At 47.8% G+C, this 14,816-nt stretch carries 12 protein-coding genes and 1 other annotated feature; of the genes, 11 read left to right on the plus strand and 1 reads right to left on the minus strand.

Annotation, left to right across the window (positions count from 1 at the left end; all coding sequences use genetic code 11):
* Window positions 1-34: 34 nt before the first annotated feature.
* The 6 genes from J2T14_RS09945 (at window position 35) to asd (ending at window position 7,590) form a co-directional block, all read left to right on the plus strand.
* On the plus strand, window positions 35-1,306 hold the full coding sequence (locus tag J2T14_RS09945; RefSeq protein ID WP_307470425.1) for an MFS transporter: 1,272 nt from the start codon (window positions 35-37) through the stop codon (window positions 1,304-1,306).
* A 267-nt stretch (window positions 1,307-1,573) separates the two neighbouring features.
* On the plus strand, window positions 1,574-1,915 hold the full coding sequence (locus J2T14_RS09950) for an ArsR/SmtB family transcription factor (protein ID WP_307470311.1): 342 nt from the start codon (window positions 1,574-1,576) through the stop codon (window positions 1,913-1,915).
* Between the two features lie 15 nt (window positions 1,916-1,930).
* A complete protein-coding gene (locus tag J2T14_RS09955) occupies window positions 1,931-4,102 on the plus strand; it encodes a heavy metal translocating P-type ATPase (RefSeq protein WP_307470313.1) in 2,172 nt (723 codons plus the stop codon).
* 81 nt (window positions 4,103-4,183) lie between these two features.
* Entirely contained in the window at window positions 4,184-5,467 is a 1,284-nt protein-coding gene (locus tag J2T14_RS09960; RefSeq protein WP_307470315.1) for a hypothetical protein, read from the plus strand.
* Window positions 5,468-5,743: 276 nt separating this feature from the next.
* The gene (locus tag J2T14_RS09965; RefSeq protein WP_307208280.1) at window positions 5,744-6,052 is read left to right on the plus strand and encodes a hypothetical protein; all 309 of its coding nucleotides are present in this window, start codon (window positions 5,744-5,746) and stop codon (window positions 6,050-6,052) included.
* Window positions 6,053-6,122: 70 nt separating this feature from the next.
* Window positions 6,123-6,386: a binding site (T-box leader), on the plus strand.
* Window positions 6,387-6,504: 118 nt separating this feature from the next.
* Window positions 6,505-7,590 (plus strand): aspartate-semialdehyde dehydrogenase, encoded by a 1,086-nt coding sequence (gene asd, locus J2T14_RS09970; protein WP_307208279.1) that lies wholly within the window; start codon window positions 6,505-6,507, stop codon window positions 7,588-7,590.
* A 25-nt stretch (window positions 7,591-7,615) separates the two neighbouring features.
* On the opposite strand, the gene J2T14_RS09975 is transcribed toward asd, so the two are convergent.
* Complete coding sequence (locus tag J2T14_RS09975) at window positions 7,616-8,278, minus strand: MBL fold metallo-hydrolase (RefSeq protein ID WP_307470316.1); 663 nt, start codon at window positions 8,276-8,278, stop codon at window positions 7,616-7,618.
* Window positions 8,279-8,648: 370 nt separating this feature from the next.
* On the opposite strand from J2T14_RS09975, the gene J2T14_RS09980 reads away from it, so the two are divergent.
* The 5 genes from J2T14_RS09980 (at window position 8,649) to J2T14_RS10000 (ending at window position 14,713) form a co-directional block, all read left to right on the plus strand.
* A complete protein-coding gene (locus J2T14_RS09980; RefSeq protein WP_307470318.1) occupies window positions 8,649-11,039 on the plus strand; it encodes a polyprenyl synthetase family protein in 2,391 nt (796 codons plus the stop codon).
* 86 nt (window positions 11,040-11,125) lie between these two features.
* On the plus strand, window positions 11,126-11,581 hold the full coding sequence (locus J2T14_RS09985) for a GNAT family N-acetyltransferase (protein ID WP_307470320.1): 456 nt from the start codon (window positions 11,126-11,128) through the stop codon (window positions 11,579-11,581).
* A 98-nt stretch (window positions 11,582-11,679) separates the two neighbouring features.
* Window positions 11,680-12,489, plus strand: coding sequence for an alpha/beta fold hydrolase (locus J2T14_RS09990; protein WP_307470321.1), 810 nt, complete (start codon window positions 11,680-11,682; stop codon window positions 12,487-12,489).
* Window positions 12,486-12,935 carry a YdeI/OmpD-associated family protein gene (locus J2T14_RS09995; protein ID WP_307470322.1) on the plus strand — a complete coding sequence of 150 codons (450 nt, stop codon included), beginning with the start codon at window positions 12,486-12,488 and terminating at the stop codon, window positions 12,933-12,935. The genes J2T14_RS09990 and J2T14_RS09995 overlap by 4 nt, the downstream gene beginning before the upstream one ends.
* A 293-nt stretch (window positions 12,936-13,228) precedes the next feature.
* A complete protein-coding gene (locus J2T14_RS10000; RefSeq protein ID WP_307470324.1) occupies window positions 13,229-14,713 on the plus strand; it encodes an Lsa family ABC-F type ribosomal protection protein in 1,485 nt (494 codons plus the stop codon).
* Window positions 14,714-14,816 lie beyond the last annotated feature (103 nt).

Raw genomic sequence — 14,816 nt, forward strand, 5'->3', positions numbered from 1 at the left:
GCAGCAAAATATCGTTTAGAAGGGTGGGTTTCCCATTCATCATTCAGCAGAACTCATTCAGTCCTTTAGCTCCTCGCCCGAAAAGCAGCAGCAACTGTACAAGAGAACGCTAATCATAGTCGTCCTGGCGCAGCTGTTCGGAGGGGCCGGCCTTGCGGCTGGCGTCACAGTCGGCGCGCTGCTCGCCAAGGATATGCTGGGGACGGATAGCTATGGAGGCGTGCCTGTAGCGTTACTTACGCTTGGTTCGGCTGCCGGAGCGTATCTTATCGGCCAATTATCTCAGAGAAACGGCCGCCGAATCGGGCTGGCCGCCGGTTTCCTGTGTGGAGGCGTCGGAGCCGCGGGCATTGTCGGCGCGGCCGTCATGGACAGTCTTATTCTTTTGTTTCTTTCCTTCATCATCTATGGTGTGGGAACCGCTACGAATTTGCAGGCGAGATATGCCGGTACCGACTTGGCCAAGCCTTCGCAGCGCGCCAAAGCAATCAGCATAGCGATGGTAGCGACGACTTTCGGAGCGGTCGCCGGGCCGAATTTAGTGGCGGTTATGGGCGAATTCGCCGAAGCTAACGGCATTCCCATGCTGGCAGGCCCGTTCATCCTATCCGCCGCCGCATTCACGGTCGCTGGATTGATCCTGCTCGCTTTCCTTCGTCCTGATCCACTACTTATCGCCAAAACGATTGCCGAGGCGCGGAAAGATAATACCAGCCAAGTTTCTCCTACACAACAGTCATTGGCTGCCGGTCGCAAAGGAATTATTGTAGGCGCAGCCGTCATGGTATTAACCCAAGTCGTCATGATCGCGATTATGACGATGACGCCAATCCATATGCAGCATCACGGCCACGGTCTCGGCTCGGTAGGGCTCGTTATCGGCATCCATATCGGTGCGATGTACTTGCCGTCGCTCTTCACCGGAATATTAGCCGATAAGCTCGGACGAATTCGAATGGCGTTTGCTGCAGGCTTCACTTTATTGCTGGCTGGAGTCATTGCCGCCATAGCGCCCGCAGACTCGCTGACGCTGCTAATCGTAGCATTGGCGCTGCTTGGACTCGGTTGGAACTTCGGCCTCATAAGCGGAACGGCATTGGTCGTCGATGCAACGAACATAGAAAACAGAGCCAAGACGCAAGGCGCGCTCGATGTGTTCATCGCGATTGCCGGGGCTTCGGGCGGCGCCTTATCCGGCATGGTCGTTGCAGGGGCGAGTTACGCAGCTCTTACGATAGCCGGCAGCGTGCTTTCCTTGTTGCTCATACCTTTAGCTTTCTGGTACAGACACGATAAAAACAAATAAGACGAGTATGCGTAAAGGGCTGTCCCCAAAGCCAATGGCTTAGGGATAGCCCTTTGTTCGTTTGCAGCTAACCTCTGGTTGCTATGTTGGATTTTTGCAGTAACTTTGGGTGGACTCTAATGGTGGTGGAGAGCTATGTTGGATTTTCGCAGTAACTTTATTCGTATCACGACACTTTCGAGACAGCCTCATTTGACACACATATTAGTATTCGTTAATATAATATACATATTAGTAAACAGTAATATGAGTAGGAGGCCTTAAGGAATGGAAACGGCACTTTACGATGTGAAAGCCAAATTCATGCGCGGATTCAGCGATAAATCAAGATTGCAAATTCTTGCTTCCATTAAGGAAGGCGAGAAGACAGTGTCCCAAATCGTGGACGAAATGCAGGGCAGCCAATCGAATATATCCCAGCATCTCTCTTGTTTGAAGGATTGCGGCATCATTGTTAGTCGGCAGGAAGGAAAGTTCGTTTATTATAGCTTGCGGAATGAGCAGATCGCTTCTTTCATTGATGCTATGGATGTCGTGTTCAATCAAGTGGAGAACGAAGTGGCGGCATGTGAACAGATCGATAAGCTGAATTGTTGCTCGAAGCATTGAGGAGGGCGTTAATCGATGGCGATAAAGAAAAGCTTAGTGATTCTAAATGAATCACCGACTCAGGACGAGCAGCCGCGTGAAAAGCCGGATTCAAGATTAACCGAGACGTATATTATTGAAGGGATGGATTGCGGATCATGCGCGCTGACGCTGGAAAAGCATTTGCAGAGTAATCCCGCAGTGAAGAAAGTCAGCGTCAACTTCTCAACGGGAAAGATGGCGATCGAACACGGCAGTACGGTGGAAGAGATTATCCAAGAGGTGTCAAAAGCCGGATTCCGGGCCGCGGTAGAGTCAAATGAGCGCACAGCCGAGCGTAAAAAGGATAAAAGCGCATTCCATGCGGTAGTCGGATCCGGCACCCTCCTGGCACTAGGTATTATAGGCAGCTATGCGGGAAGCGTATCTGCGAATCTGATAACGGTGCTGTATGGATTAGCTATTGCCATTGGAGGTTACAAACCTGCCAGAAGCGCTTATTATGCGATCAAAAGCCGGTCGCTGGATATGAATGTACTCATGTCGGCAGCCGTCATAGGCGCGGCAATAATCGGCGAAATGCTTGAAGGTGCGACAGTCGTCTGGCTGTTTGCCTTAGGAAATATGCTTCAGTCGGCGTCAATCGAGAGAACGAGGAACTCGATTCGAAGCCTGTTGCAACTGACGCCGCCAGTTGCTCAAGTGAAGATCGGAAACGAACGGATCGAGAAGGCTGTACGAGACGTAGCGGTGGGAGATATTATCGTCGTTAATCCTGGCGATTCCATTCCATTGGACGGCAAAGTATCCTCCGGCGAGTCGAGCGTCAACCAAGCGCCTATCACGGGAGAATCGATTCCTGTGGATAAGCAGGTTGGCGATACGGTCTTTGCGGGATCCATCAACGAGCATGGCATGCTGGAGATCACCGTCACGAAACGGGGAATGGACACGGCTCTTGCAAAAATCATTCATCTCGTCGAAGAAGCGCAAGCGAAGAAAGCGCCGACGGAAGCCATTGTCGATAAATTCGCGAGAGTGTATACGCCTATTGTATTTGTGCTTGCTCTGATTGTCATGCTTATGCCGCCGTTATTCGGCTTGGGATTGTGGAGCGAATGGTTCTATAAAGGACTGGAGCTATTAGTCATCGCTTGTCCATGTGCACTCGTTATTTCCACACCTATAGCGATTGTCTCGGCTATCGGCAATGCGGCTAGAAACGGAGTCCTTATTAAAGGAGGAGTCTATCTCGAAATAGCAGGCAAGCTCTCGGCGATTGCTTTCGATAAAACAGGCACTCTAACAGAAGGTAAACCAAGCGTTGTTAAAGTGATCGCAGATCGCATAAGTGAATCGGAGCTGATCTCCATTGCATTCACGTTGGAGCAATTCTCGACGCATCCTATCGCGAAAGCGGTCGTTCAATATGCGGAACAGCATGATTATGCAACTCGCCAGGCGAGCGGACATCGAAATATCACTGGCAAAGGGGTTACAGCAGAGATTGAAGGCCGGCAATATTTTGCCGGAAATATGAAGTTAGTTGAACTCTTCAATACGCCGTTGGGGGAGTATGAGCATCTAATCGCTCCTTTGCAGCAGGAAGGTCATTCGATCGTAATCATTGGTTCGCAGAATGAGATTGTCGGCATCCTTGCAATAGCGGATACGGTACGCGAAGCATCCGTCAAAGCGCTGTCAGAACTGCAGAACGCAGGCGTCAAGAAAGCGATCATGTTGACTGGCGATCATGAAGGAACTGCGAACCATATAGCGTCATTGACGGGAATAAGCCGATATTACGCGGATCTGCTGCCGGAAAATAAAGTCGAAGCAATCAAGCAATTGCAATCGCATGGACATAAGGTCGCGATGGTCGGGGACGGCATTAACGATGCTCCCGCACTTGCAGCAGCCGATCTTGGCATCGCTATGGGAGGGGCGGGCAGCGATACGGCTATGGAAACGGCAGATATTGTGTTAATGGCCGACCATCTGGAGAAGCTGCCTTATATGGTTAAGCTAAGCCGCAAGACGCTAGGCATCATCAAGCAAAATATTTGGTTCTCTATTCTGATTAAGGCTGCCGCTTTGGTATTGATTTTTCCTAATGTGCTGACGTTATGGATTGCCATCATTAGCGACACGGGAGCAGCATTGATCGTCATATTGAATAGCATGAGACTGTTGCGATTTAAGGGTTAATAAATGACTGGCTCATGCAACTTATGGATCGTCTACCCCGTCTGATGGTTGGAACTATTTGTTAATGCCGGAGGGGTTCGGATGAAGCAAGGGAAATATATTGTTATCTTCATCGTGACTTGCATGCTGACGATTGCAGGCTGCAGTTCGAATGAAGCTTTAGAAGAGAGGGATGCTTCTCCGGAAGCAAGTGCCGAGCCGCAGGAAACGAAGGGCTGGGTATTCGTCGGAGATGAGCACTATGATAAGCTGCCAGTGAATACAGAGAATCCTATTTTGCTGAATCGAATACAAGCCCGTCACCGTGACAAAAATAAGCTGATTGAAGGAGCGCTCCATGTAGTGGCTCTACACGGCAAAAACACCTTGGAAAACGTAGTTACAACAAAATTCGAAGCCAAGCTCGATACGGGTACAGCAGGGTTCGCGCTCAAACTGCAAAGACTGAAAATAGATGGACGTTCGATTACGATCCCGCAAGATAGAAATGACTTTCCGTTAGGATTTACGTTGACAAAAGATGGCAAACAATCTTATTTTGTTGCGGAAAACGGGATATGGGGAATAAACGACGAGAGTAACGAATTTAAACGATTAACTCCTTCAACCTATAATGGAAAAACTTATGAAGATTTGGCCAAAACGGCTATGGAATGGACAGGGGGACCGATTGTAGCTTGGAATGGAGATGAGAGGCTTAGCCCCGATGGCACCCAAATGGTTTACTTCGGTGATAAACACGACGTTGGGAGCGGGGATAGCGCTTTGTTCGCGCTTGATATCGCGTCCGGTATAGAAACGATGATCGCCCATGCGGAAGGGTATAGTTATTTGTTAGCCGGATGGCTCGACTCGCAGCGTGTAATTAGCAGTAAATATAATAATTCAGGCAGTACTTATGTAATGGTTCATTTAAATGGTAAAGAATCGAAGCTAGACCTTAGAGGCGATTCTCCAATGGTTTATGACGTTCAAAATGAGATCATTGCGTATTATACGCCGTTTAAGAGCGGGGGAAGTGAATTCCGTATCGCTAGCATCAGTAAGAAGGGTACGGTCAGTGAAATGGTTTCCTTTCCCATAGATGGTTCGAGCAGACAAGACGGTTACGCAAGCTTTAGTCCCGATAACACCTATTTTGCAGCCATTTTCGTTCCAGACGACGAGCCGAAAGCCAGATATTTGAAGGTTTTGGATATCCGAGGACATACCCTAGTCGATATTGCTTCGCTTCCAGATACAGTGAGTCGCTCGGCTGACATCATAGGATATGATTGGGTGGATGAAAATACGCTGCTTATTACGATAAGCGAGGAACGGCCAGACGGAGAGAGTATTTCGACGTGGACGTTTTCGATAGGCTAAACATTATACGCGTGTAACAAGAAGACGATCATGGTTGCGAGGAAATTAAGCAGACCCGTGACTGTCCGTGGCTGTGAATGGGGGCTAATTCGGCTTTATCCCTGTAGATGAGCCCTTGCCTAAGTTGGTTAAGTCGCCGGTATACACGAATACTCGCTATCGTTTCGTACGCATCGTATATTTTCCAACGTACATTGTCAATCATTTGCGACGGCTCGTTAATCGCTGTAAAATGAAATTTATGCAATCGTCGATTAAAGAACTGGAGGCCATTTGATGAGCAAGCGCTATCGGATTACAAGAGAATATCAACAACATACAGACTCTGGGCAAGGCATATCGTTAGAGGAGTGCAGACGATATTTTGCGACTAAGCCGGATTTTACCTATTCGCCTGTGTTTATCGCCAACGGCGAGACGACCATGACGATCGAAGGCGATTTCTTCATGTGGAGCTATGGGGAAGCGTTAATCCCGTTCCGGTATTATCAAGGAGATATTTATGTATCAGGCAGCAACGATGCCGTTATTCCAATGATGATGGAAGTGGCAAGCGAATTGACGGCGGATGTGGAAGAGGGATAGTTCTCCAATTTGAACTATTTTGCAAAAAAATTGTTTACCTTTGAAAAGGAATTTGTTAATATAATCGATATCAAATGCAATGAAGAGACGAGTAAATAAAGGGATACTTTCACAGAGAGCTCCGTCCGCTGAAAAGGAGCAAAGCGTACTTTATTGAACAAAGACTCAGAGCAGCGCATTGGAACCGTGACCAACCGGGGATAGTGTGCCAGGAGCTCCTGTTACAGAGCTAAAGTATAAGCATTGCTTGCAATGCCGTACTTGAAGAGGCTAATATGGCGACATATTAGCGAATCTGGGGTGGTACCGCGAGTATACAAATCTCGTCCCTAAGACATTTGTCTTGGGGGTGGGATTTTTTTGTTGCCTTTATGGAAAGGATAGCTCGCAGTTAACATAGTATAGGTTGCCGATTCATATTTCATATTTAAATCGAAAGGATTGAATAGCATATGTCACAATTACTAAAAGTCGCTATCGTCGGAGGAACGGGCATGGTTGGCCAGCGTTTCGTTCAATTGCTCGACGGGCATCCATGGTTCAAAGTTACAGCAATCGCAGCCAGCGCCAGCTCGGCAGGCAAAACATATGAGCAATCCGTACAAGGAAGATGGAAGCTCGCTACCCCGATTCCCGAAGAAGTAAAGCAAATCGTCGTACAAGACGCTTCCAAAGTAGAAGAGGTTGCTGCCGACGTCGACTTTATCTTCTGCGCGGTGGATATGAAGAAAAACGAAATCCAAGCCTTGGAAGAAGCATACGCGAAGACTGGAACGCCGGTCATCTCCAACAACTCGGCTCATCGCTGGACACCGGATATCCCGATGATTATTCCGGAAATCAACCCAGGCCATATGGATGTCATTGCTGCACAAAGAAAACGTCTAGGTACGTCCACCGGCTTCATTGCGGTGAAACCTAACTGCTCCATTCAAAGTTATGTGCCTGCGCTCCATGCGCTGCGTGAATTCAACCCGACGACAGTTGTTGCTTCGACCTACCAAGCGATTTCCGGAGCAGGCAAAAACTTCACCGATTGGCCGGATATGCTCGACAACGTGATCCCGTATATCGGCGGCGAGGAAGAAAAAAGCGAGCAAGAGCCGCTTCGGATCTGGGGCAGCGTTGTAAATAATGAAATTGTAAAAGCAAGTGCGCCGTTGATCACAACACAGTGTATCCGCGTTCCGGTAACGGACGGACATTTGGCTACCGTCTTCGTATCGTTCGAGAACAAGCCTTCGAAAGAAGAGATTCTCGCTCGTTGGCTGAATTTCAAGGGCCGTCCGCAGGAGCTTGGCTTGCCAAGCGCGCCCAAGCAATTCATCACCTACTTCGAAGAAGAGAACAGACCGCAGACGAAGTTGGATCGCGACATCGAGCGCGGAATGGGCGTATCGGCGGGCAGACTGCGCGAGGATTCCCTATACGATTTCAAATTCGTCGGTCTTTCCCATAATACGCTGCGGGGAGCAGCAGGCGGCGCCGTGCTGATCGCCGAATTGCTGAAAGCGGAAGGTTATATTCAAGCGAAGTAAATAAAGCAACAATGGAGGCTGTCTCTTAGGAGGCTGCCTCTTCTTCATAGGAGACGTGTTGCTTCGTCAATGGCCATTCCATTGCTTCGAAGGGATCGCTCAGCATCATGCCGTGACCAACAGCGAGCAAAGAAGGGTTAACGGAAAGTAATTTGCGTACGGATGCTACCGCTAGACCCTTGTTCCATGTACGTTTGGCAGGTATTGGAAAAGATGACGGCACTACTCCCGCTACGGCAAGTCCTCCCAATATTTGAAAGGCATCGCCGGCAATGAGGACGTTGTATCGCTCATCAAGAAAAGCCGTTGAACCTGGCGTATGACCGGGAACCGCGATAACCTTTAAAGATCCGATTCGATCTCCATTTTGAACGAGAAAGTCGGGTTTTGCCATGAGGTTCGTGGTGAATTTACCCATAATAGGAGTATTGGGTTCACCTGGTTCAAGTGTCATATCATTGTTCAATAACTTTGCTTCTCGCCTTGAAACATAAAAGGTGATCAAGATTTTAGGGACAGGCTTGTTGAGCTGCTGCGCAGCTTGCAAGATATCGTCTGTAAATGCTTGTAAAGCAGTATCGATAAGCGTTAATTCGTTTTCTTCCTCGAAAAAGTAGACGTTAACGGAAAAACTTTCAAATTTGCCAATCATCAATTGGTGTACCGATCCTTCGTTAAACAATCTCATTCAACCTAGATACCTCCGTAACGATGTTTGTAAATCGCCTTCGATTCTCAGTATATTGAAAAAAAACCTCCAGTCCAGGAACAATAGATGCTAAAATATTCATTATTGAACATTTAGCAGGAGACTGTTCAGCATCTTGGGAGGAGCGTTGTTACAAGTGGCTACTTCTGTACTGGATGGATAATAAAATAAGTTGCAGCGCAATGGAGTTAAACGAGATGTTTCATGAGCTTGTCCTTAACGGCCTTAGTCATCAAAGGGCTTGAAACAACTCGCATTTACGCTAATACTTTGATTAGTTGCCGTAACCTGGATCATTTTGACGCGTATTATTGTTTTATCATAAATAGAAGGTGAGTTAATCTACCGTATGAATGTGGTATCCGAACGTTCCGATACATGGTATAAACAAGCTGAGCAGAAGGCAGCTCGGTACTTTGCAACGCTTGCTGGGCAGGTTGCGAACAAAGCTTATGCAACAACCTTAACGGAAGACATTAAATTATGGCAAAAGGTTCATGTGCAGCCTCATTCGCTGCTTTCGTTTCTAACGAGAAGAAACAGAAAACCGGAAGCGCGGCATTATAGCAAATACATCCGATGGCTGAGCGATAAAGGAAAGCTGGACGATTATTTGGATCGAAGCGTTTCTTACATCTATATGAGAGATTTGGGCAAAGCACTGCATGCTCGGGATACGAAGGCTCGAATACAAAGAGTCGTGGATGACGTTAAAAATCATTTGATGCGCAACTCCGGAGCCAAGCAAGGGGAACAGCCCTCGTTCATGAGCATGGCTGGGTTGTATCGATGGGCACAGAAGGAAGGCATCGAAAACGCCGCGATCTGGGTGATCGGTAAAATAAGGATCGTAACCTCGAATATTCCGGAAGGAATGAACGCGGAGCAAGCGGTGCGCAAGCTGATCAAATTGATCGTTGGCGTCGTTCTGCACGTCATGGACGATATGGACGATTCGGTATTGCCGGAGGAACGTGCCAAGCGACTGGATGGAGCGATCAGACTCGGTTATTCCTATGGTCTGACTTATCCGTTCATAGATGATCTTCTCGATTCGGGCGTCTTGAACGCGGAGGAGAAGGAGCAATATTCGCAGATGATTCGAACCACGCTAGTGGATGGAGCCGTGCCGGATATAGCTGGGATAGGGGAATGGAACGGTAACAACAGAGATCTAATCCAATTCGTTCATGAGGAGCTCCGAGACGCATTCGATTTTATTAAGAGGCATCAGCGGCCGGATACTTTGCAGTCTTTTTCCGAACAGTCTTATGTATTCTTTCATTCCCAGCATATGGACCGCGTGAAGGAGCTTTCGAATCCGAGCTACACGAACGAAGATCTCTATCTTCCCGTCATTATCAAGTCATCCTCTTCGCGATTGATTGTCCGTTCCGTGATTGGCTCCGATGGGGATGAAGGCTTCGATAAACGAACCTTCTATTATGGGATTTATAATCAGCTCGCAGATGATTTCGCGGATATGTTCGACGATATGAGTGACGGGGCAGTTACGGCGTATACCTATTATTTGAAGCATAGAAACCAGCGTCCCGATCTCATCAACCCTTACGAATTATATTGGGCGGTAATCTCCTTCTTGATTCATGACGTGTACGACTCCGATGCCAAGTCCCGCGAGGTGCTGTTAGCCCGTGCCATTAACGGCCTCAAGCGCTGCAAGCAACGAGTCGGTCTTGTGAAATACAATGAAATCATGGACATATTCGCCTCTGGGAATCCGGCGTTCAATCGTTATATTCAACGGATGGTCGACAAGGCGGACAACGTCGATTTCTACGATAAACTGCTGCGGGATCAGATGGTGTCCGTACTGAGGAACGACCGGCAGGAGAAGGAGGATTTCGCGGAGACGATCGAAACCGTTCGCGAACAGATCAACCGACAATTGCAAATTTCGAAACCGATCGGGATTCCTTCCATGAAAGAGACCCTTATCGATGCCGCCAACTATAGTCTTACTGGGGACGGCAAGCGTCTACGACCGATATTGACATGGGTCATGGGCGTGAACGAATATGGACTGAGTCCTACTGGGATCTTGCCGCTTCTTAGGTCCTTGGAATATATGCATACCGCCTCCTTGATCTTCGATGATCTGCCGTCGCAAGATAATTCGTCTTCCCGTAGGGGGCGACCAACGCTTCATCAGCTGCATAATAGCGCCATTGCGGAATTAACGGGATTATTTCTGATCCAGAAAGGGATTGAAGAGCAAGCGTCCCTGGAAGCGTTCGATCCAAAATCCGTGCTTGCCGTTATCCGATATTCGTCCCAGAAAGCGGCGGATATGAGTGCGGGTCAGGCCATGGATTTGCATGCCAAAGGCAAAGCGCTAACTTTGGAGCAATTGAACACGATAAGCTATTACAAAACGGGAATAGCCTTTGAGGCTTCGCTCGTTATGCCTGCCATCCTGGCGCAGGCGGAGGAGAAAGAGATAACGTCGTTGAAGAAGTATTCGTATCATGCAGGCATTGCTTTCCAAATCAAGGATGACTTGCTGGATGCGGAAGGCGATCTGCTCTCGCTCGGCAAGCCTGCCGGCCTGGATGTTGAAAATAACAATTCGACATTTGTGACCATTCTCGGTCTGGAAGGCGCACGGAAAGCGATGTGGGATCACTACTGCCTCGCGATGGAACTGTTAAGAGAAATACCCCGCAATACGGCTTTCCTCAAGCAATTATTGAATTATTTGGTAACTCGGAATAAATAGTTGACAAAGATTACGAATTGAGGATACGTTAAGATCCCTTTGGGGGGATGATGAACATATACAACTTGGACAGGAGAGTGATTGCAGTGGAAATTAAAATCGATAATGTCACAGATAAGAGAGTGATAGCCCTTATAAATGAACATCTTCAAGGAATGTGGGCAAATACGCCTCCCGAAAGCGTTCATGCGCTAGGACTCGAAGAATTAAGAAAACCGGATATTACTTTTTGGTGCGCTTGGGAAGGTGACGAACTGCTTGGTTGCGGAGCGATCAAGGAACTCGACTCCAAGCACGGGGAAATCAAATCGATGCGCACTTCCTCCGCACATCTGAGAAAAGGCGTAGCTAAAAACATTTTGGTGCGCATGATTGAGACTGCCGAGGCCAGAGGGTACGAGCGACTAAGCCTCGAGACCGGTTCAACGCCGGATTTCGAGCCTGCCAGAACCTTGTACGAGCATCTAGGGTTTCGCTACTGCGGACCGTTCGCGGACTATACCGAAGATCCTCTTAGCTCCTATATGACAAAGGAATTATAGAAGAAATGTCGATTCTGCTCCGTGCCGTTCGTCGATCTAGTAACGGGCGGAATGAGCTCGTTGCAAGCATTAACAATCTTATTAAACCGGAGGTTGTAATGAACATCGTATATTCGCGTGACGGCACGGCAATTGCCTACGATAAGATAGGCAGCGGATTCCCGCTTATTCTGGTGGATGGAGCACTCTGCAGTCGAACGAACGGTCCGAATGGGCCGCTAGCTATTCTGCTGGAGCAATATTTCGCGGTAATCACCTATGATCGCAGAGGGCGCGGCGATTGTGGAGATACGAAGCCGTATGAGATCGAACGCGAAGTTGAGGATTTATCGGCTTTGATCGAGGAGGCTGGCGGGTCGGCCTTCGTATACGGTATCTCTTCCGGTGCGGCACTGGCGCTCGAAGCGGCGAAACGGCTGCCATCCATAAGGAAGCTAGCTTTGTATGAAGCGCCATTCGTCGTCGATAACACCCGAGCACCGGTACCGGAAGCTTATTTGGAGCAGATGGAAGGTCACTTGTCCAATGAACGCCGAGGAGCGGCGGTTAAGCATTTTATGAGAAAAGGAGTGGGTTTGCCTGCCTTTGCCGTTGCGATGATGCCGCTCATGCCTGCATGGAAGAAGCTGAAATCGGTTGCTCATACACTGCCCTACGATACGATTCTGACCGTAGAGCATCAGAGAGGAACGGCGTCAACGCTCAGCAGATGGTCCTCCGTTACCGTTCCTGTTCTTGTAGGGGTTGGCGGCAAAAGCCCGGCTTGGATGCGCAACGCGATGCAGTCTCTTGCTCGATCACTTCCAAGCGCTAGGCTGCAAACCTTGGAAGGCCAGACGCATATTATCAAACCGTCCGCGATTACACCAGTGCTGAAACGCTTTTTCGAGGAGGCAACCACCGTATGAAATTTACCGCCATTATTCTAGCCAGCAAGAAGACGGCTACAGGCATTCAAGTACCGGATGAGATCGTCGCTGCACTGGGGACTAGTAAACGGCCGCCCGTTCGCGTCACTCTCCAAGGTTACACTTACCGTTCCACAGTGGCCTCTATGGGCGGGAAATTCATGATCCCTCTAAGCGCCGAGCACCGTTCAGGCGCGAGCGTCGAAGCCGGCGATGAGGTCGAGGTAGACATCGAACTCGACAACGAAGTTCGAGAGCTCGCCATTCCGGATGATCTACAGGCAGCTCTTGAGGCTGATCCGGATGCTAAGCGTTTTTTCGAAGGACTGTCCTACAGCAATAAGCGGAGGTTCGTCATCCCGATTGAAGGAGCGAAGACCAACGAAACAAGGCAGCGCAGAATTGAGAAAACCGTAGGCTTGCTTAGAGAAAGCCGGCTTCAATAAGCTTGAAATTATAAAACGGGTATGATACGATACATCTAATTTAAGGATTGGGGTTGAATAGGATAATGTAATATTTCTTGCAGAGGATATAAACCGAATAAAACATCAAGGCGATACGGTTTGATCGCTTGTTTTATTGTTTATATGCAAGAAAGTTACGCTATCTTTTTTAACTCAATCAATATATCCTTATCCTGTTCTAACCATAAGCAGGGTTTGCTGTATTTATTTGAGCTACAAGAAGGTAACTTTCTTGTAGCTTTTATTTATTTTCAGCGAGGAGGATATCTTTTATGTCATTAATAAATGTGTCTAAATTAACTTTTGCCTATGACGGCAGTTACGATAATATATTCGAAAACGTAAGTTTTCAAATGGATTCGGATTGGAAATTGGGGTTTACGGGAAGAAACGGAAGAGGGAAGACGACTTTTCTAAACCTGTTGCTTGGCAAATACGAATACAGCGGTACGATATCGGCTAATGTCAACTTTGAGTATTTTCCATTCCATGTGGAGCATAGGGAGATGAATACACTCGATGTCATTGGCGATATTTATCCGGATTACGTTCACTGGGAATTGATGCGCGAGCTTTCATTGTTAAAGGTGACGGAGGATGTTCTGTACCGGCCATTCGATTCCCTATCGAACGGAGAGCAGACGAAAGTACTGCTCGCTGCCTTGTTCCTGAAAGAAAACAGTTTTCTGTTGATCGATGAACCGACCAATCACCTCGATATGGATGCAAGAAAACTCGTCAGCGACTATCTCCGCAGCAAAAGCGGTTTTATTCTCGTATCGCATGACAGGTCTTTTCTTGATAACTGCGTGGACCACATCCTGTCGATCAACAAGACCAACGTAGACATTCAGAAGGGCAATTTCTCCGATTGGTGGGAAAATAAACAGAGACAGGATAACTTCGAGCTCGCGGAAAACGATAAGCTTAGAAAAGACATCAAGCGTTTATCGGAGGCGAGCAAGCGAACGAGCGACTGGTCGCATGAAGTGGAAAAAACAAAAAACGGAACAAGAAATTCGGGTTCGAAGGTCGATAAAGGGTATATTGGCCATAAGGCCGCTAAAATGATGAAACGGTCTAAATCGATCGAGAATAGGCAGCAAGCGGCGATGGATGAGAAGTCGACGCTACTCAAAAATGTGGAGAGCTCGGATAGCTTGAAGATTTCTCAGCTTGCTTTTCATAAAAACCAGCTCGCCGAGCTTGACCATGTTTCCATCCATTACGGGGAGAAGAAGGTTTGCGAGGATATAAGCTTTACTATTGAGCAAGGTGATCGAATTGCCCTTTCGGGCAGAAACGGATCCGGTAAATCAAGCATTATCAAGCTGATCTGCGGCGAGCCTATATCGTACACCGGTACATTCCACAAAGGAAGTCAGCTTAAAGTATCTTACGTATCGCAGGATACTTCGCATCTCAAGGGCAATCTGACGGATTACGCCAGAATCCATGGCATCGAAGAAAGCCTCTTTAAAGCGATTCTAAGAAAGCTCGATTTCTCCAGGGTGCAATTCGAGAAGGATATATCCTCTTATAGCGGCGGCCAGAAGAAAAAGGTGCTCATAGCGAAAAGCCTTTGCGAGAACAATGTTCATCTGCATATATGGGATGAACCGCTTAACTTTATCGACGTGATCTCGCGCATGCAAATCGAAGAGCTGCTGCTCGAGTACTCGCCAACGATTCTTTTTGTAGAACATGATCGCGAGTTTTGCAATAATATTGCCACAAAGACCATTGCGTTAAGGTAAAATTAGAGAGGTAAGGAGACCGATCTCCTTACTTCGTTGTTTTATTCGATGTTATCGCCTTGACTCTCCTCAAATAGAGCATTGGTTCACCATCATCTTGCGT

The organism is Paenibacillus harenae, assembly GCF_030812415.1.
Lineage (GTDB): Bacteria > Bacillota > Bacilli > Paenibacillales > Paenibacillaceae > Pristimantibacillus > Pristimantibacillus harenae_A.

Excerpts from the sequence above, each read along its gene's own strand:
- J2T14_RS09950 (WP_307470311.1), top strand. The coding sequence starts at position 1,574 with ATGGAAACGGCACTTTACGATGTGAAAGCCAAATTCATGCGCGGATTC.
- J2T14_RS09955 (WP_307470313.1), top strand. The coding sequence starts at position 1,931 with ATGGCGATAAAGAAAAGCTTAGTGATTCTAAATGAATCACCGACTCAG.
- J2T14_RS09960 (WP_307470315.1), top strand. The coding sequence starts at position 4,184 with ATGAAGCAAGGGAAATATATTGTTATCTTCATCGTGACTTGCATGCTG.
- J2T14_RS09965 (WP_307208280.1), top strand. The coding sequence starts at position 5,744 with ATGAGCAAGCGCTATCGGATTACAAGAGAATATCAACAACATACAGAC.
- asd (WP_307208279.1), top strand. The coding sequence starts at position 6,505 with ATGTCACAATTACTAAAAGTCGCTATCGTCGGAGGAACGGGCATGGTT.
- J2T14_RS09975 (WP_307470316.1), bottom strand. The coding sequence starts at position 8,278 with ATGAGATTGTTTAACGAAGGATCGGTACACCAATTGATGATTGGCAAA.
- J2T14_RS09980 (WP_307470318.1), top strand. The coding sequence starts at position 8,649 with ATGAATGTGGTATCCGAACGTTCCGATACATGGTATAAACAAGCTGAG.
- J2T14_RS09990 (WP_307470321.1), top strand. The coding sequence starts at position 11,680 with ATGAACATCGTATATTCGCGTGACGGCACGGCAATTGCCTACGATAAG.
- J2T14_RS09995 (WP_307470322.1), top strand. The coding sequence starts at position 12,486 with ATGAAATTTACCGCCATTATTCTAGCCAGCAAGAAGACGGCTACAGGC.
- J2T14_RS10000 (WP_307470324.1), top strand. The coding sequence starts at position 13,229 with ATGTCATTAATAAATGTGTCTAAATTAACTTTTGCCTATGACGGCAGT.